Origin of the sequence: Thauera sp. WB-2, assembly GCF_027594845.1 — a bacterium.
Lineage (GTDB): Bacteria > Pseudomonadota > Gammaproteobacteria > Burkholderiales > Rhodocyclaceae > Thauera > Thauera mechernichensis.
Window position 1 is genome coordinate 2,426,989 of sequence record NZ_CP088935.1, and the last position, 17,959, is coordinate 2,444,947.

The following is a 17,959-nucleotide window of genomic DNA, read 5'->3' on the forward strand; positions in this document are numbered from 1 at the left end:
GGGCAGATCGGAGGCGGCGCAGTATGCGCCCGGCCCCGGCCGCCGCCCTTGACCAGGCGCAAATCGCTCCCCGACTTCAATGCAAAGCAGCGTGGATCTGTTCGGCCAGCTTGCGGCTGACGCCATCGACGCGGCACAGGTCTTCCACCGTGGCGTCGCGCACACCGTCGAGGCCGCCGAATGCGGCGAGCAGGTTGCGCCGGCGTGACGGGCCGACGCCAGGGATGTCCTCGAGTTTGGAGCCCACGCGCGCCTTGCCGCGCTTGGCGCGGTGGCCGGTGATGGCGAAACGGTGGGCCTCGTCGCGGATTTCCACGATCAGGTGCAGCGCGGCCGATTCGCCGCCAAGTGCCAGCCCCTCGCGACCGTCCGGGAAGATCAGCGTTTCCAGCCCGGCCTTGCGACCCTCGCCCTTGGCCACACCGACCATCGCCACCGACTCGAGGCCGACCTCGGCGAGAATGGCGCGCGCGGCGCTGACCTGGCCCTTGCCGCCGTCGATCAGGATCAGGTCGGGACACACTCCCTCACCCGCCGCGACCTTGCCGTAGCGGCGCTCCAGCGCCTGACGCATCGCGGCGAAGTCATCGCCCGGGGTAATGCCGGTGATGTTGTAGCGGCGGTACTCGGCGCGCTTCATGGCGCCCGCCTCGCACACCACGCACGACGCCACCGTAGCCTCGCCCATGGTGTGGCTGATGTCGAAGCATTCGATGCGCTGCGGCGCCTCGTCCATGCCCAGCACCTCGCGCAGGGCTTCAAGGCGCTGCTCGAGGCGGCCGGTGTCGCGCGCACGAGCCTGAATGGCGAGGCGAGCGTTCTTCTCTGCCATCTCCATCCAGGCTTTCTCGGCGGCGAAGCGCGGCGACACCACGCCGGGCGGGCGGTCAGTGATCTCGGCCAGCGTTTCCTTGACCGCCTCAGGCGGGAGATTCACCAAGATGCGCGCGGGGATGGGGTGCTGGCTGTAGTGCTGCTCGACGAAGGCGAGCAGGCTGTCCGCAGCGCCCGACACCGCCGCACCGCTGGGAAACTGCGGCCGGTCGCCGAGGTGGCGGCCGCCGCGTACCATGGCGATGTTCACGCAGGTCATGCCGTCCTCCTCGATTGCAGCAAGCACGTCGACATCCTCATCCTTGCGGCTGTCTACGAACTGCTTGTGCAGCACCGCCTGCAGCACACGTACCTGGTCGCGACAGGCGGCGGCCTCCTCGAAGGCGAGGCGCTCGGCGGCAGCCTGCATGCGGTTCGTCAGGTCATCGATCACCTCGCTCGCCTGGCCGTCGAGAAAGCGCGTTGCTAGCCGGACGTCGGCCGCATAGGCCTCGGCTTCGACAAGGCCGACGCAGGGCGCAGTACAGCGCTTGATCTGGTGCAGCAGGCAGGGCCGCGAGCGGTTCGCGTAGACGGTGTTCTCGCAGGTGCGCAGCTGAAAGGTCTTCTGCAACAGGTGGATGCTCTCGCGCACCGCCCAGGCGTTCGGGAAGGGGCCGAAGTAGCGCGCGCCCTTGGTGAAGGCGCCGCGGTGGTAGGCCAGACGCGGAAACTCGTCAGCCGAGAGCTCGATGTAGGGGTAGGTCTTGTCGTCGCGGAAGAGGATGTTGTAGCGCGGCGCCAAGCTCTTGATGAGGTTGTTCTCGAGGATCAGGGCCTCGGCCTCGGAGCGCGTGGCGGTGATGTCCACGCGCAGCACCTGGGCAACCATCATGGCGATGCGCGGGCTGGAAACGGTCTTCTGGAAGTAGCTGGAGACGCGGCGCTTGAGGTTCTTGGCCTTGCCGACGTAGAGCACCTTGTCGTCGGCGCCGATCATGCGGTAGACGCCGGGCTCCTCGGTGAGGGTGCGCAGGAAGGGCTTTGGGTCGAAGGCGGCTGTTTCGTTCTTCGGGTCGGACATGCGCATACTCGTCGGCTGCTTCTGGCGCCAGCGGCGTTGGTGATGAAAAGCCGCTGCCTATGGGAATTATCCGTCCTGGCGCAGGACTTCGGTACGCTGCTGGCCGATGGTGGCTGCTGTCATCGCCGGGGCTGCGCTCATGTCTTCGGGAATGGACGCGATAAGCCCGCGGGCCTGGACATAGGGGGCGTGCAGTTCGAGTGCGAAAGGGTCGACAACCCAGGCGGGGCGGGTCGTACCCGGCCCGATTGCGGCCAGGCGGGCAAGGCTGTCGGCGTCGGCGACCGGGGCCCAGCGGTCGAGCAGTTCGGCGGCGAGGTCCGGTCGATTGCACACCAGGAGCATGTCGCAGCCGGCGCCATATGCGGCCCTGGCGCGGCCGACGATGTCGCCGGCGACACGGGCGCCCTCCATGTTGAGGTCATCGCTGAAGATCACGCCCTTGAAGCCCAGACGCTCGCGCAACACATCCCTGAGCCAGAACGACGAGAAGCCCGCCGGATGGGGTTCGGTGCTGGGGTCGGCATTGGGATAGATGACGTGGGCGGGCATCACACCTGCAAGCTGGCGGCCGAGACGATGGCGGTAGGGGGCGATGTCCTCGGCCCAGAGGGTATCGAAGTCGCGTTCGTCGACCGGTACGTCGTGGTGCGAGTCGGCCTCGACGAATCCGTGTCCGGGAAAGTGCTTGCCGACGCAGCCCATGCCGGTTTCGGCCATCCCCGCGCACAGTGCCTGCGCAAGTGCGGCGACGGCCTGCGGGTCACGGTGGAAGGCGCGGTTGCCGATGGCGCTGCAGCAGCCGTAGTCGAGGTCGAGCACCGGCGTGAAGCTGAGATCGACGCCATGCGCCAGCAACTCCGCGGCAAGCACGAATCCGGTGGCGCGGGCGGCATCGAGCGCGGCGAGGTGGTCCCGCTCCCACAAGGCACCGAGGCTGCGCATGGCCGGCAGGCGGGTGAAGCCGTCACTGCGAAAGCGCTGCACCCTGCCACCTTCGTGGTCGACCGCGATGATCAGCGCCGGATCGCGCAGCGCGCGGATCTCGGCGGTGAGGGCGCGCAGTTGGTCGGAACCGATGTAGTTGCGCGCAAACAGGATGACACCGCCGACCAGCGGGTCGAGCAGGCGTTCACGCTCCTCATCGGTCAATGCAGTGCCGGCAACGTCGATCATGACGGGGCCGCGCGGGCGGTGGATGGGCTGGGTCATGCTGTCGGCTCCGTTGCGCTCAGACGCGCTCAATGAGCGCAAATGCAACGACGTTGTCGTCCTCATCGCTGATGCTCAGGTGCGCGCGCAATCCGTGCTCGCGCATGTGGGCAGCAAGGCGGTCATCATAGAGGTAACCAGGCTTGCCGAGCGCGTCGTGGCCCACGGCGACCGCGTGCAGCGTGGCAGGCACGGCAACGCCGGTGCCAAGCGCCTTGCCAAAGGCCTCCTTGGCGGCGAAGCGCTTGGCTAGAAACCGCCCCGGGTCGCGATGGGCGCGCCAATCCGCCACCTCGCTGGCGGCGAGGATGCGCAAGGCAAAACGCTCGCCGTGGCGCTCGAGCGCGGCGCGCATGCGCTGCACGCGCACGATGTCGGTGCCGATGCCGTGGATCACGCGCAGCCCTCCGCGAGCATCAGGCCGTGAGCGCGGCTTCGCGCAGCAGCCGCTTCATCTCGGCCACCGCTTCTCGCAGGCCGACGAAGACCGAACGGCTGACGATCGAATGGCCGATGTGCAACTCGCGGATACCATGCAGGCCGGCAATCGGCTGGACGTTGTAGTAGTTCAGCGCATGGCCGGCGTTGAAGCGCATGCCGAGCTGGCGCACTGCTTCGCCGGCGATGCGGATCTTGTCGAGCTCGTCGACCACCGCCGGCGCCTCGGCATCGCGGCCGGCGGCATGGAAGGCGTGGGCGTAGGGGCCGGTGTGGATCTCGCACACGCGCGCACCGATGCGCGCAGCGGCCTCGATCTGCTCGAGCTCGGCATCGATGAACACGCTGGTGACGATGCCGGCGTCGGCCAGGCGGGCGATCACGTCACGCAGGCGCGTCTCCTGCGCCAACACATCCAGCCCGCCCTCGGTGGTGACCTCGTGGCGTCCCTCTGGGACCAGCATGGCCATCTGCGGCTTGGTGCGGCAGGCGATGTCGACCATCTCGTCGGTGGCCGCCATCTCGAGGTTGAGCTTGACCTGGGTGAGTTCGGCGAGGCGGCGCACGTCGTCGTCGTTGATGTGGCGGCGGTCCTCACGCAGGTGGATGGTGATGCCGTCCGCACCGCCGAGATGGGCCTCGACCGCGGCCCACACCGGGTCAGGCTCCCAGGTGCGGCGCGCCTGGCGCAAGGTGGCAACGTGGTCGATATTGACGCCGAGTTCGATCATCAGAGTTCCTGCAGTTCCTTGAGCACCCGGCGCGATTGCAGCGGCTGGCCGCCCAGGGTGAGGTTGATGAGCATGCGCAGCAACTGCTTGGACTGGGCCAGCGTTTCCGCGCGCGAGAAATCGTCGGCGGCCATGTCGAGCAGGGTCTGCCCGGACAGCAGCGCCTGGTCACCGAGCGCAGCGGGGTCGACGCCCTCCCCTTCAAGGGTTTCCAGGCGCAGCGGGCCGCGTTCGATAATGTAAATGTAGCGCCCTTCGGGGCGCACGGTACCGCCACCGTCGGCCTCGTTCGCGAGCCCGGCCTCGTAGCCAAGGTCCTGCAGCAAGGCAAGCTCGAAGCGGCGCAGGATCGGTGGCTCGGATTCGCCGCGACCAAGGGCACGCACGGCCTTGGCGTAGGCGATGAAGAGCTGCGGGTGGGGATCTTCTCGGGCGGTCAGGCGCACCAGCAACTCGTTGAGGTAGTAGCCACAGATCAGCGCACGACCAGTGAGCAGTGGCTGTCCGCCCTGCCACTCGGCGCGCACGAGCGTCTTGACCTCGCCGCCGCCCGACCAGTCCATCGACAATGGCTGAAAGGCCATCAGCACCCCACGCAGCTGCGAATGCGGCCGGCGCGCACCCTTGGCGACGAGCGCAACGCGGCCATGATCGCGCGCGAACACCTCTACGATCAGGCTCGTCTCACGCCAGGGATAGGTGTGCAGCACCCAGGCCGGTTGCTGCTCGACGCGCTGCTTGGCTCCCGCCATTGCCCTGCGCCCGGATCACTCGTAACCGAGGCTCTTCAGCGCGCGCTCGTCGTCGGCCCAGCCGCTCTTGATCTTGACCCAGACCTCGAGAAAGACCTTACCGTCGAACAGCTTCTCGAGCTCGACGCGCGCCTCGCTGGAGATGCGCTTGAGCTTCTCACCGCCCTTGCCGATCACCATCGCCTTGTGGCCTGGCTTGTCGACGATCACTGCAGCGTGGATGCGACGCAGGTTGCCCTCGACCTCGAACTTCTCGATCTCCACCGCGATGCCGTAGGGCAGCTCGTCGCCGAGCAGGCGGAACAGCTTCTCGCGCAGGAATTCGGAGGCCAGGAAGCGTTCGCTGCGGTCGGTGATCTCGTCCTCCTCGAACATCGGCGTAGCCACGGGCAACAGCGGCGTCGCCGCCTTGACCAGGGTGTCGACGTTGCGCCCCTTCTCCGCAGACAGCGGCACGATCTCGATGAACTCGCGTGCCTGGCGCACCTGGTCGATGAAGGGCAGCAGACGGGCCTTGTCCTTCAACTGATCGACCTTGTTGATCACCAGAATGACCTTGGACGTCTCCGGGATCACCGACAGCACCTTGCGGTCATCGTCGGTGAAGCGGCCAGCCTCGATGACGAAGAAGACCAGGTCCACATCGGCCAGCACCTGCGACACGGTGCGATTCATCGACCGGTTGAGGGCGTTGCGGTGATGCGTCTGGAAGCCCGGCGTGTCGACAAACACGAACTGCGCATCGGCTTCGGTGAGAATGCCGGTGACGCGATGGCGGGTGGTCTGCGCCTTGCTGGAGACGATACTGATCTTCTGCCCGATCAGGCGATTGAGCAGGGTCGACTTGCCGACGTTAGGGCGGCCGACAATGGCGACAAAGCCGGCGCGGAAGGCGTCGTCCGAGCTGCCGTCGGCCGGGCTGTCGAGAGTATGTTCGTTCATTGCTTCCTGAGTGCCGCGAGGGCGAGTTCGGCTGACTGTTGTTCGGCGATACGGCGGCTCGGGCCGCGGCCCAGCGTACGCACGCCAAGCTTGGGCACTTCGCAGGCCACCTCGAATTCCTGCGCATGGGCCTCGCCCAGCGCCTGCACCATCGAATAGGTCGGCACCGCGATCCTGCGCGCCTGCAGCCACTCCTGCAAGGCCGTCTTGGCATCCTTGCTCGGCCGCCGCGGATCGACTTCGGAGAGCAGTGGCGCATAAAGGCGGTCGATGACCTGCTTTGCAGCGTCGAAACCACCGTCGAGAAAGACCGCCGCAAAAACGGCCTCGAGCGCATCGGCCAGTATCGATGGCCGCTTGCTGCCACCCGACTTCAACTCGCCTTCGCCAAGGTGCAGGAACGCACCCAGCTCTAGCTCCAGGGCAATGCGATAGAGCGCGTCCTGGCGTACGAGAGAGGCACGGACGCGCGACAGGTCACCTTCGCGCAAACCACCGAAACGCTCGAACAGCGCAATCGAGATCACGCAGTTCAGGATGCTGTCGCCCAGGAACTCGAAGCGCTCGTTGTTGGGCTGGCCGAAGCTGCGGTGGGTCAGGGCCTCGCGCAGCAGCCGGGGATCACCGAATACGTGGCCCAGGCGCGACTGCAACTGATCGGGCGCCATGGGGTCAGCGCGCCTCGCTGTTCGGCTCGAAGTCGAACAGCAGGCTGACATTGGCAATGAGTGGCACCGTTCGCGAGTAGCGTGCGGAGATCTGCGTGCGCGACGCGGTCTTGTCGATCTTGAGGTCCGCGCCACGGATACTCTTCACATCGTCGATCTGGCGTCGCGTGTCGAAGCCTCGGCGAAGATCCGCCACCGTTGCCCCTTTGTCGCCCTCGTCTGCAAGCACTACGAGGATACGTTTGATGGCGAGGTATTCGTTGAACACCGGTACCGTGCGAAAACCGAGGATCAACAGGAACGCAGCCAGTGTGCCGACCACGAGAACCCCGGTCAGCGTGACGCCGCGCTGTGACTTCATGCGCATGCTGATACCCCTCGATCAGTGGAAGCCGCCAATGCGCTTCATGTCGTTGAAGTTGAACCAGATGAAGAAAGCCTTGCCGACGATGTTCTGCTCCGGCACGAAACCCCACACCCGGCTGTCGCTGCTCGCATCGCGGTTATCGCCGAGTACGAAGTAGTGCCCCTGAGGCACGGTACAACTGACGCCGGCGCTGGTGTAGGTGCAGTTCTCACGCCCGGGGAAATTCATCACCTGCGGGATGAAGGCCGGAGCATCGCGCTCGATCAGGACCGAGTGCTCGACTGCGCCAAGGCGCTCGGTGAACTGAGGCGAATAGTACAACCTGTCCGGATGCAGGTAGGCGCCGACCTCCTCGATCGGCACCGGCTGGCCGTTGATGCTGAGACGCTTGTTCACGTATTCGACGCGGTCGCCCGGTAGCCCGACCACGCGCTTGATGTAGTCCAGCGAAGGGTCGGCCGGATAGCGGAACACCATCACGTCACCGCGCTCGGGGGCGTTGATATCGATGACCTTTTGGTTGATCACCGGCAGCCGGATGCCATAGGTCCACTTGTTGACGAGGATGAAGTCGCCAACCAGCAGCGTCGGGATCATCGATCCGGAGGGGATCTTGAACGGCTCGACGACAAAGGAGCGCAAGCCGAACACGATCAGAATCACCGGGAAGAAGCTCGCGCCATATTCCACCCACCAAGGGTTCGGCGCGCCTGCCGCGCGCAGCTTGCGCGCATGGAAGCGATCCAGGAACCAGAGCGCACCGGTGGCGACAAGCAGCAGGAAGAGGATGAGTGCAAAATTCATGCGCTATCCGTCACTTGCCTTCGTCAGTGCGCAGCACGGCGAGGAAGGCTTCTTGCGGGATCTCGACGTTGCCAACCTGCTTCATGCGCTTCTTGCCTTCCTTCTGCTTCTCGAGCAGCTTCTTCTTGCGGCTGATGTCGCCGCCGTAGCACTTGGCGAGCACGTTCTTGCGCAAGGCCTTGATCGTCTCGCGGGCGATGATGTGGGCGCCGATCGCAGCCTGTACCGGCACGTCGAACATCTGGCGCGGAATCAGGCCACGCAGCTTGCTCGCCAGCTCGCGGCCGCGGTACTGCGCGCTGGCACGGTGCACGATCACCGACAGCGCATCGACCTTCTCGCCGCCGACCATCAGGTCGAGCTTGACCAGATCGGCCGTGCGGTATTCCTTGAAGTCGTAGTCCAGTGACGCGTAGCCGCGCGACACCGACTTGAGCTTGTCGAAGAAGTCCATCACCACTTCGTTCATCGGCAGTTCGTAGATCAGCTGCACCTGGCGACCGTGGTAACGCATGTCGACCTGGTTGCCACGCTTCTGGTTGCACAGCGTGATCACCGGGCCGACGTAGTCCTGCGGCAGGAAGATGGTGGCGGTGATGATGGGCTCACGGATCTCCTGGTACTTGCCGGGTTCGGGCAGCTTGGCCGGGTTCTCGATGCGGATGATGCTGCCGTCGTTGAGCACGACCTCGTACACCACCGTAGGCGCGGTGGTGATCAGGTCCATGTCGAATTCGCGCTCCAGGCGCTCCTGCACGATGTCCATGTGCAGCAGGCCGAGGAAGCCGCAGCGGAAACCAAAGCCCAATGCCTGCGAAACCTCGGGTTCGAACTGCAACGAAGCATCGTTCAGGCGCAGCTTCTCGAGCGAGTCGCGCAGCTGGTCGTACTCGGAGGACTCCACCGGATACAGGCCGGCGAACACCTGCGGCTTGATCTCCTTGAAGCCGGGCAGCGGCTCGCTCGCGGGCTTGTTGGCGAGCGTGATGGTGTCGCCGACCTTGGCCGCCTCGATCTCCTTGATGCCGGCGATCACGAAGCCGACCTCGCCCGCGCGCAGTGCATCCCGGCTCACCGAGCGCGGCGTGAACACGCCCACCTGGTCGCAGGGGTACTGTGCGCCGTTGGACATCAGCAGGATGCGGTCCTTAGGCTTCAGCTCGCCGTCGACCACGCGCACCAGCATCACCACGCCGACATAGTTGTCGAACCAGGAGTCGATGATCAGCGCCTTGAGCGGGCCATCAGCCTTGCCCTTGGGGGAAGGGATGCGGGCGACGATTGCCTCGAGCACGTCCTCCACGCCCAGGCCGGTCTTGGCCGAGCACAGGATAGCCTCCGAAGCATCGACGCCGATCACGTCCTCGATCTCCTGACGGGCGTTGTCCGGGTCAGCCGCCGGCAGGTCGATCTTGTTGAGCACCGGCACCACCTCGACATCGAGATCGAGCGCGGTGTAGCAGTTCGCCACCGTCTGCGCCTCCACCCCTTGCGAGGCATCCACGACCAACAGCGCGCCTTCGCAGGCGGCCAGCGAACGACTGACCTCGTAGGAAAAATCCACATGGCCCGGGGTATCGATCAGGTTCAGGTTGTATACCTGCCCGTCCTTGGCCTTGTAGTGCAGGGCTGCTGTCTGCGCCTTGATGGTGATGCCGCGCTCGCGCTCGATATCCATCGAGTCGAGCACCTGGGCTTCCATCTCGCGCTCGGACAAGCCGCCGCAGAAGTGGATGAGTCGATCGGCCAGGGTCGATTTGCCGTGGTCGATATGAGCGATGATGGAGAAGTTGCGGATGTGGTTCATGCGAAACGAAAAGGGTGCCTTGCAGCACCCGTTTTCGGAATGGTTGGCCTTGTCAAGCCCGTGATTCTAGCGGAAAACGGCTGCAATAAGCGCGCACCGCAGGCTCATCGAGGTGGTAGTGGCAGAGTTCGTGCTCGCCGTGAAGCAATACAGGGACAAGTTCATCCCAGCGCGCCTCGAGGATCGCATCCTGGTCCACGTCGACCACCTCGATCCGCCAGCCATGCTCAGCCGCGATGGGCTCGAGCGCAGCGACAAGGTCGTGACAGAGGTGGCACCACTCCCGACTCAGCACGGTAAATACCCTGCTCCCGGCTATCCCCGTCATTTCTCCGCTCTCAAGCTCACGTAGGAAACAAAGTCGGCTCGCCGGATGAGCACACTCACCTGCTGACCGGGGCGCAGCTCACCCAACACATGATTGTACGCATCCAGGGTGTCGAGCCTTACATGACGGCCGGCAACCACCATTGCAAGTGCAACGTCGCCAGGAACGATCTCGGCCCGCGCTGCGGCACCCTGTACGCGCTGCACCAATAACCCCTGGTCGACCTTGCCCTCGCGGCGCTGCGCAGGTGTCGGCACCACCAGATCCAGGCCGAGTGCATTGGCTGGCCCACCGGGATCGACGCCGAGCTCCTCGGCCTCTTCCGCCTCAGGATCCTCCCACTCGCCAACCGTAAGCTTCAACGAGCGTGCCGCGCCAGCGCGATGGATGTCGACGTCGACCTCCTGCCCCGGACGTGCCGCTGCCACGATACGCGGGAGATCGGCCGAGCTTTCCACCGGGCGGCCATTGAAGCGGACAATGATGTCGCCCTGCTCGACACCGCCGCGCGCGGCAGGCCCTTCGGGCTCGACGGCACTTACCAATGCCCCTGCGGCACGCATCAGCCCAAAGCTGTCGGCAAGTGCGCGCGTGACCTCCTGGATCGACACCCCGATGCGACCGCGTTGCACCCTGCCCGAGGCGCGCAGTTGCTGCTGGATATCCATCGCCAGATCGATCGGGATCGCAAACGACAAGCCCATGAACCCACCCGTACGGCTGTAGATCTGCGAGTTGATACCGACGACCTCACCCCGCAGATTGAACAATGGACCGCCCGAGTTGCCAGGATTGATCGCGACGTCGGTCTGGATGAAGGGCACGAAGTTCTCATCCGGTAGGCTACGCCCCTTTGCACTCACGATGCCTGCGGTAACCGACTGTTCGAAGCCGAAGGGCGAACCGATCGCGAGCACCCACTCGCCAACCTTCAGCGCATCGGGATTCCCGAACACGACGTGAGGCAGATCGCTTGCGTCGATGCGGATCAATGCGACGTCACTGCGTGCATCGGCGCCGATGACCTCGGCGCTGTACTCACGCTTGTCAGCGAGGCGAACGAGAATCTCCTCGGCCTCCTCGATCACATGTGCGTTGGTCAGGATGTAGCCATCGGCACTGATGATGAACCCTGAACCGAGCGACTGGTTGTCAGGGTCACCACCCGGCGCCTCCGGGGTGCGCGGAATGAACTTGCGGAAAAAGTCGAACATCGGGTCCGACTCGTTGAGCTCGGGAATCTGAAACGGCAAGCGGCTGGCCGCCTTGCGCGCCTGCCTGGTGCTGACATTGACCACAGCCGCACCCTGCTTCTCCACCAGACGGGTGAAGTCCGGCAAGGCGGCACTGGCCGCCCACGTCGGCGCACCGAAAGCAGTGAGGCACGCGAACAGAACCAGCAAGCGCAGGAGCGCCCCCACGCCGGGCACAGCGGGCATCCGCGCCATCACCGCTGTGGGCCGCCCTGCACACACGCAGAGGCCGGCGCCAGGTCCATGCGCAGACCCAGGCGCCAGTTCCTGCTGCGCGCGAGCACCCTGTTCGTCGCCCACGCCAGCAGCAAGCCGGCAAGCCCCCCCGCGAGCGCATACGTATCGCCCGAACGCCCATCAGCGAATAGGCCACCAAGACCTGCGCCCGAAACCAGCAGCACGGTCGCCAGGCCATAACTGGCAAGCGCCGCGCGCAGCGCCGCGCCGTCGGGGATACTGATCACGACGTCGTCGCCCGGACCGATGCCGGGAACCAGCGGCAGCGCAAACTCATCCTTGCCGGCACCGAGCGCCTGCGTGATCTGCATTGACCGGCAGCCACCAGGTTCGTCGCAACGCCCGCAACCACCTGCCTTGTCGCTCAGCTTGACCCAAGCCTTGCCACGCTCGACCCTCAGCACCCGCGCCCGAGCCTGCATCACCGCGACACCGGACGAATGTGGTCGCCCACATGGCGCACCGCGCGCTCGGGCGCCTCGCCCAGCGCCGTTACCAGATGGCCATCCTGGGCGCGTTTGTAGATGTTGATGGCCCCGGTCGACACCGGCCCCAAACCGATCTCGGACCCATCGCCAACCGGTTCGATGAAGACCGAAATGGCCGCCAGTCCGTCACTGAACACCATGTGCACCGCCTGCCCGCGGTCACGCCCCAAGGGCCGTTTCATGACCGAAGTGAGCAAATAACCCGGCAGCGGCTCGGTCAGTACCCACCCGGCTTCTGTCTTGGGCATGTCGTCGCCGCGCGCGTTGACAACCTTCCAGTCGCCATCGGGCGTGAAGCGGGATTCGAGCAAGGCCGCATCGACATCGCCGCCAATGCGGATGTCGCTGAAACTGAACTGCTCTATGAGCAAGCCATGCTCGTCCACCATGCGCGATTTGAGCAACAGCCCGCTCTGCACTTCGGCCCACAGCGTGTGGCCGTAGCGGAGGTCGTCACGCGGATCGAGCACGATGGCCTGAGCCTCGTAGCCCGCGACCCTGCTCAACTCACCCTTGCGGATCCGGTAGTACTCCGCGAGGTCGGTCAGACTTGCCGGCAGACGGGCTGGAAAGGCGCGCCTGCCGCTGGCCTGGTCGATGATGACCGTGCGCTCATCGGGAAGAACGCAGTGCACTTCATTGCCGCGGCGGATGATCTCCCGCGGACTGCCATCGAGCACCTCTAGCCGCTCGAGGGCACCTGCCGCATCGACACGGTGAGCAACGCGAGATGTCTCGACATGCCCACCCGACTGATAAACGAAGGTTCCAACGTAATTGAGGCGCTGCCCTGCGGACTGGATCCTGCCGAGCCAGGACAACGGGTCCGAGGGGCCTTCGGCGTGAGCAGGCGTTTGCAGCAGCAAGGCGCAGGCGGTCAGTACGGCTGCGCTGAACCTCATCGGCCCGTTCCCTGGCGCTGATCGGAAACAGTCCTCACGTACTGCACGCCAGCGGGCAGCGGACCGACGCCGCTCAGGCCCTGATGCGCAAACACATATTCGCGATGCGGGTCCAGGCCCACCGGCTGGACCGACGCACGCACGGCCGGCGCAGCCACCACCTGAACCTTGGCAGCCTCGCTCGCCAGCTTCGCAGGTGCGCGATCGTCCTGGGAGTAGAGCGTTGCAGCCACGAGCCCCACCGCGGCCACACCCATCACCGACGCAGCGATCGGCAACAAGGACTGCCAGACCGACCGCCTGACGCTGTCGCCGGCAGCAGGCCGGGGAGCAAGAACGGTCGGCTCGTCGTCGAGCCGGGCCATCACGCGATCGACGAAATCACTCGAGCCGAAGCGATCGCCGCGGATCGCATCGCCGATCAAACAATATGCATCCCACTGCCGCTGCAGTCCCGAATCGACCCCCATGCGCTCGATGACCGAACGCGTGGCCTGCTCGTCGAGATCTCCATCAAGCAACGCCGATACCTTGTCCTTCATGTCTGCCACCTACCAACGTTTGTCCGGCGCCGTGTCGAGCAACGGCCGCAGACGCTCTGCAATCGCTTCACGCGCGCGGAAGATCCGCGAGCGCACCGTGCCTATGGGGCACTCCATGATGCTGGCGATCTCTTCGTAGCTCAGACCCTCGAACTCCCGCAGCATGATCGCCGTCCTCAACTCCTCGGGCAGATCGCCCATTGCCCCCTCGACGGCCTCACCGATCTGGCGTGTCATCAACAAACGCTCGGGCGTGTTGATGTCCCGCAACTGGTCTCCATCCTCGAAGGTCTCGGCCTCTTCCGAGTCGAAACTCGTCGATGTCGGCGCTCTTCTGCCCTGAGATACCAGGTAGTTCTTCGCCGTATTGACTCCGATCCGGTAAAGCCATGTGTAAAAGGCACTGTCTCCGCGGAAAGAACCCAACGCCCGGTAGGCCTTGATGAAGGTCTCCTGCGCAACGTCCTCGACTTCGGCGGGATCGCGGATCAGACGCGACAACAAACGATTCAACTTGCGCTGGTACTTGGATACCAGCAAGCCGAATGCCTGCTTGTCGCCGCGCTGTACGCGCTCAACGAGTTGCTGATCGAGCTCACGATCGCTCATGTAATAAGTTCTTCCGGATATTCAGAATATGAAGCGTCCGGATTATAAGCGACCGAGTGGGCAATCAGCAGCAATCGAAGACATGGTTCAAGACAGGCGGCCGTTAAAATAGTTCAGCCCCCGACAGGGTCATTCGATCAGGACTTACCGGCCCCCTGCCCGTACGCTCCACCGGGCCTGGCCACGCGGCACGGCGCCGCGACATGCTATATTTCGCCCCTTCCCACGAGCCAGAGCGACATCTTGCTGAAACAGTACGACGTACTCATCCTTGGCAGCGGCACCGCCGGGCAGTCGATGGCACTGCGCCTCGCCGACAGCATGCGCGTCGCCCTCGTGACCAAGCGCGAGCTTTCGGACAGCGCGAGCAACTGGGCGCAGGGCGGCATTGCCGCCGTACTCGATACTGCAGACAGCGTCGAAGCGCATGTGCGCGACACCTTCGTCGCCGGCGCCGAGCTGTGCAATCCGCGCTCCACACGACTGGTCGTCGAAAACGGCAAGCGTGCGATCGACTGGCTCATCGACCGCGGCGTACCCTTCACGCGCGAGGCGGACTCCAGGCTCGGCTACCATCTCACACGCGAAGGCGGACACTCCCACCGGCGCATCATCCATGCCGCCGACGCCACTGGCGCCGCGGTGCAATCGACGCTCGGCGCGCAGGTGAGCGCGCATCCGAACATCGACGTCTTCGAGCATCACATCGCGGTCGATCTCGTGATCGGCGACAAGGTGGGCCAGCCCGGGGCAGGCTGCCTCGGCGCCTACGTGCTGGATATCGATGCCGATCGCGTGGTGACGTTTGCGGCGCGCAACACAGTGCTGGCCACGGGCGGCACCGGCAAGGTCTATCTGTACACGACGAACCCGGACGTCGCCACCGGTGACGGCGTAGCCATGGCGTGGCGAGCAGGCTGCCGAGTCGGGAACATGGAGTTCATCCAGTTCCATCCGACCTGCCTCTACCACCCTCATGCAAAATCTTTCCTGATATCGGAAGCCGTACGCGGAGAGGGCGGACTTCTGAAGCTACCCGACGGCACGCGCTTCATGCCTGACCACGACCCTCGCGAAGAGCTTGCGCCGCGCGATGTGGTTGCGCGGGCGATCGACTTCGAAATGAAGAAGCGCGGCCTGGACTGCGTCTACCTCGACATCAGCCACAAGCCGGCAGAGTGGCTTCGCGGTCACTTTCCGAACATTTACCGGCGCTGCCTCGAGCTTGGGATAGACATCACCCGCGAACCGATTCCGGTCGTACCGGCTGCACACTATTCCTGCGGCGGCATCGTTACCGACCTCGCTGCACGGACCGACGTACCGGGGTTGTACGCCGTTGGCGAGTCGGCGTTCACCGGGCTTCATGGCGCCAACCGCCTCGCCAGCAACTCGCTGCTGGAGTGCCTGGTATTTGGCGAAGCGGCCGCCGAGGACATCTTGTCCAAGCCGCGCACGCAACCGCCCGTACTGCCCGACTGGGACGAGAGCCGGGTCACCGACGCCGACGAGGAAGTGGTCATCACCCACAACTGGGCTGAACTCAGGCGCGCGATGTGGGACTACGTCGGCATTGTGCGCACCACCAAGCGCCTCCTCCGCGCCCAGCACCGGATTCGCCTGCTGGCCAGCGAGATCCACGAGTTCTACAGCCATTTCCGCGTGAGCAACGACCTGATCGAACTGCGCAACCTCGTGGTCACTGCCGACCTCATCGTGCGCTGCGCCCTCAAGCGCAAGGAAAGTCGCGGACTTCATTACTCCAACGACTTCCCTGAGACGCTCGCCCGCCCGCGGGACACCATCCTTCGCCCGCCAAAGGCCAGGCGCTCTGCACAAGGCTGACACTGCCCGGCACACCCTGTGCCGGGTCAGGCGGCACGCCCATCGGGAGCATCGGCACGCACGGCCTCATGACGCAGCCAGATGCGCAGCCCGCGCCATTGTTGCGCATCGAGATTTGCCGCCACGATCATGAAGCGCCGCGAGCGACCTGGACGCAGACGCCCCTCGAACTCCAGGCACGACTGAAACCACACGGCCCATTCGAACACCACGATCGAATGCGGCGCCACCCTTCCCCGCAATGGCGGAGCGGCTGGCTGCAGAAGTGAAATCTCACCCGCCTCGTTCAGTGCCAGGTGCAACCTCCTTTTGCGCCACTCCTGGACCAACGCCCTGATCAGCGAGGCGAACAGCACGCAGCCAGCGCCACCGGCGATGACCGCCTGCATCACACCCTGCCCGCCGAGCAGTGCCTCGAGTCCAAACGCAGGGACATGAAAAAGCGCCAGTGCAGCCGCAACATGCGCGACCGACACTGACGCCATCACCCCCGGGGAGGGGCGCAATGCAATGATCAGCGGCTCATGCATGGGAGGCCATGCATATCGCCATCAAATCCGGCGGAAAACCAGGGTGCCGTTTGTACCGCCAAAGCCGAAGTTGTTCTTGAGGGCGACATCGATCTTCATCGGCCGCGCCACATTGGCGCAGTAGTCGAGATCGCACTCCGGATCCTGCTCGAAGATATTGATGGTGGGCGGCGAGACCTGATGATGCACGGCAAGCACCGTCAAAACCGACTCCAGACCACCGGCCCCACCGAGCAGATGCCCGGTCATCGACTTGGTGGAGTTCACGACGAGCTTGCGCGCCGCATCGACACCAAAGGCAAGCTTGATCGCCTCGGTCTCGTTCTTGTCACCGAGCGGCGTCGAGGTGCCGTGTGCGTTGAGATAGTGCACCTCGTCGGCATTGACGCCGGCGTTCCTCATCGCATTGACCATACTGCGCCGCGGCCCATCGGTATCGGGCGCCGTCATGTGGTAGGCGTCACCGCTCATGCCGAAGCCCGCAAGCTCGGCATAGATCTTCGCACCGCGCTTGACCGCGTGCTCGTACTCTTCGATGACCAGGACGCCCGCCCCCTCGCCAAGCACGAAGCCATCACGATCCTTGTCCCAGGGGCGGCTGGCCGTGGCGGGATCGTCATTGCGGGTCGACAATGCCTTTGCCGAACCGAAGCCACCGATCGCGAGATGCGTGACAGTCGATTCGGCGCCGCCGCATACCATCACGTCGGCGTCACCGTACTCGATCATGCGCGCACTCATGCCGATGGCGTGCAGGCCGGTCGTACACGCAGTCACGACGGACAGGTTGGGCCCCTTCATGCCATGCATGATCGAGAGGTTGCCCGAGATCATGTTGATGATGGTGCCCGGAATGAAGAAGGGCGAGATCTTGCGCGGACCACCGTTGAGGTAGTCGTTATGCGTGTCTTCAATCATCGGCAGGCCACCAATGCCCGATCCGATGTTCACGCCAATCCGGTCGGCATTGGTCTCATTGACCTCGATGCCGGAATCGCGGATTGCCTGGATGCCCGCCGCCATGCCGTAGTGGATGAAGACATCCATGCGGCGCGCCTCTTTGGGCGACAGGTAGGCCGAAACGTCGAAGCCCTTCACCTCGCCTGCGATGCGTGCTGCGAATCCGCTGGCATCAAAGCGCGTGATGGGGCCGATACCACTCTTGCCGGCAAGAATATTTGCCCAGGCTTCCTGGACGGTATTTCCGACCGGCGAAATGACGCCCAGACCGGTGACGACGACTCTGCGACGCGACACAGGCAACTCCGATATGAAACGATGAAAAGGGTAAAACTGACCTGCCCGGGGCCACGCGCAAACGCGGCAACCGGACAGGCTACGCCTTGAAAGCGCTGATGCTGCTTACTTCTTGAGGTGGGCGTTGACGTAGTCGATCGCCTGCTGGACGGTGGTGATCTTCTCGGCCTCTTCGTCCGGAATCTCGCACTCGAACTCTTCTTCCAGCGCCATGACGAGTTCCACGGTGTCCAGCGAATCCGCGCCCAGATCATCGACGAACGAAGATTCGGTCTTGATCTCCGATTCGTTCACGCCAAGTTGCTCAGCGACGATCTTCTTGACGCGCTGTTCGATGTTCTCCATGAACC

Annotated in this window: 20 protein-coding genes; 1 reads left to right on the forward strand and 19 read right to left on the reverse strand. The window is 64.6% G+C overall.

Annotation, left to right across the window (positions count from 1 at the left end; all coding sequences use genetic code 11):
* Window positions 1–76: 76 nt before the first annotated feature.
* From uvrC to rpoE, 16 genes are read right to left on the reverse strand one after another with little or no spacing between them, the layout of a single operon-like run.
* Window positions 77–1,903, reverse strand: a complete 1,827-nt coding sequence (gene uvrC, locus LQF09_RS11150; RefSeq protein WP_002929991.1) for an excinuclease ABC subunit UvrC — start codon at window positions 1,901–1,903, stop codon at window positions 77–79.
* 60 nt (window positions 1,904–1,963) lie between these two features.
* Window positions 1,964–3,109, reverse strand: a complete 1,146-nt coding sequence (gene nagZ, locus LQF09_RS11155; RefSeq protein WP_002929992.1) for a beta-N-acetylhexosaminidase — start codon at window positions 3,107–3,109, stop codon at window positions 1,964–1,966.
* Between the two features lie 19 nt (window positions 3,110–3,128).
* Window positions 3,129–3,506 carry a holo-ACP synthase gene (gene acpS, locus LQF09_RS11160; RefSeq protein WP_002929994.1) on the reverse strand — a complete coding sequence of 126 codons (378 nt, stop codon included), beginning with the start codon at window positions 3,504–3,506 and terminating at the stop codon, window positions 3,129–3,131.
* Window positions 3,507–3,525: 19 nt separating this feature from the next.
* Window positions 3,526–4,278, reverse strand: coding sequence for a pyridoxine 5'-phosphate synthase (locus tag LQF09_RS11165; RefSeq protein ID WP_002929996.1), 753 nt, complete (start codon window positions 4,276–4,278; stop codon window positions 3,526–3,528).
* Window positions 4,278–5,030, reverse strand: a complete 753-nt coding sequence (recO, locus tag LQF09_RS11170; RefSeq protein WP_270067978.1) for a DNA repair protein RecO — start codon at window positions 5,028–5,030, stop codon at window positions 4,278–4,280. Before recO ends, LQF09_RS11165 begins: the two co-directional genes overlap by 1 nt.
* A 15-nt stretch (window positions 5,031–5,045) precedes the next feature.
* The gene (gene era / locus LQF09_RS11175; RefSeq protein ID WP_270067979.1) at window positions 5,046–5,972 is read right to left on the reverse strand and encodes a GTPase Era; all 927 of its coding nucleotides are present in this window, start codon (window positions 5,970–5,972) and stop codon (window positions 5,046–5,048) included.
* Entirely contained in the window at window positions 5,969–6,640 is a 672-nt protein-coding gene (gene rnc, locus LQF09_RS11180) for a ribonuclease III (RefSeq protein WP_002930005.1), read from the reverse strand. Before rnc ends, era begins: the two co-directional genes overlap by 4 nt.
* A gap of 4 nt (window positions 6,641–6,644) precedes the next feature.
* Window positions 6,645–7,007: a DUF4845 domain-containing protein gene (locus tag LQF09_RS11185; protein ID WP_002930007.1), complete on the reverse strand. Its 363-nt coding sequence runs from the start codon at window positions 7,005–7,007 to the stop codon at window positions 6,645–6,647.
* A gap of 15 nt (window positions 7,008–7,022) precedes the next feature.
* A complete protein-coding gene (lepB, locus tag LQF09_RS11190) occupies window positions 7,023–7,811 on the reverse strand; it encodes a signal peptidase I (RefSeq protein ID WP_002930008.1) in 789 nt (262 codons plus the stop codon).
* Between the two features lie 10 nt (window positions 7,812–7,821).
* On the reverse strand, window positions 7,822–9,618 hold the full coding sequence (gene lepA / locus LQF09_RS11195; RefSeq protein ID WP_002930014.1) for a translation elongation factor 4: 1,797 nt from the start codon (window positions 9,616–9,618) through the stop codon (window positions 7,822–7,824).
* Between the two features lie 52 nt (window positions 9,619–9,670).
* Complete coding sequence (locus LQF09_RS11200) at window positions 9,671–9,946, reverse strand: glutaredoxin family protein (RefSeq protein WP_002930015.1); 276 nt, start codon at window positions 9,944–9,946, stop codon at window positions 9,671–9,673.
* A complete protein-coding gene (locus LQF09_RS11205; RefSeq protein WP_270067980.1) occupies window positions 9,943–11,394 on the reverse strand; it encodes a Do family serine endopeptidase in 1,452 nt (483 codons plus the stop codon). The genes LQF09_RS11200 and LQF09_RS11205 overlap by 4 nt, the downstream gene beginning before the upstream one ends.
* Window positions 11,394–11,858: a SoxR reducing system RseC family protein gene (locus tag LQF09_RS11210; RefSeq protein ID WP_083485764.1), complete on the reverse strand. Its 465-nt coding sequence runs from the start codon at window positions 11,856–11,858 to the stop codon at window positions 11,394–11,396. The genes LQF09_RS11205 and LQF09_RS11210 overlap by 1 nt, the downstream gene beginning before the upstream one ends.
* Window positions 11,858–12,826: a MucB/RseB C-terminal domain-containing protein gene (locus LQF09_RS11215; protein WP_002930020.1), complete on the reverse strand. Its 969-nt coding sequence runs from the start codon at window positions 12,824–12,826 to the stop codon at window positions 11,858–11,860. Before LQF09_RS11215 ends, LQF09_RS11210 begins: the two co-directional genes overlap by 1 nt.
* The gene (locus tag LQF09_RS11220; RefSeq protein WP_002930023.1) at window positions 12,823–13,368 is read right to left on the reverse strand and encodes a sigma-E factor negative regulatory protein; all 546 of its coding nucleotides are present in this window, start codon (window positions 13,366–13,368) and stop codon (window positions 12,823–12,825) included. The genes LQF09_RS11215 and LQF09_RS11220 overlap by 4 nt, the downstream gene beginning before the upstream one ends.
* 9 nt (window positions 13,369–13,377) lie before the next feature.
* Window positions 13,378–13,977: an RNA polymerase sigma factor RpoE gene (rpoE, locus tag LQF09_RS11225; protein WP_002930025.1), complete on the reverse strand. Its 600-nt coding sequence runs from the start codon at window positions 13,975–13,977 to the stop codon at window positions 13,378–13,380.
* 243 nt (window positions 13,978–14,220) lie between these two features.
* On the opposite strand from rpoE, the gene nadB reads away from it, so the two are divergent.
* The gene (gene nadB, locus LQF09_RS11230) at window positions 14,221–15,822 is read left to right on the forward strand and encodes an L-aspartate oxidase (RefSeq protein WP_270067981.1); all 1,602 of its coding nucleotides are present in this window, start codon (window positions 14,221–14,223) and stop codon (window positions 15,820–15,822) included.
* A gap of 26 nt (window positions 15,823–15,848) precedes the next feature.
* Here the strand turns inward: nadB and LQF09_RS11235 are convergent, their stop codons facing one another.
* The 3 genes from LQF09_RS11235 to acpP all read right to left on the reverse strand — a co-directional run bounded on the left by LQF09_RS11235 (window position 15,849) and on the right by acpP (window position 17,954).
* Window positions 15,849–16,352, reverse strand: a complete 504-nt coding sequence (locus LQF09_RS11235; protein ID WP_270067982.1) for a hypothetical protein — start codon at window positions 16,350–16,352, stop codon at window positions 15,849–15,851.
* A gap of 21 nt (window positions 16,353–16,373) precedes the next feature.
* Entirely contained in the window at window positions 16,374–17,609 is a 1,236-nt protein-coding gene (fabF, locus tag LQF09_RS11240) for a beta-ketoacyl-ACP synthase II (protein WP_002930038.1), read from the reverse strand.
* Between the two features lie 105 nt (window positions 17,610–17,714).
* Window positions 17,715–17,954, reverse strand: coding sequence for an acyl carrier protein (gene acpP, locus LQF09_RS11245; protein ID WP_002930040.1), 240 nt, complete (start codon window positions 17,952–17,954; stop codon window positions 17,715–17,717).
* Window positions 17,955–17,959: the final 5 nt, after the last annotated feature.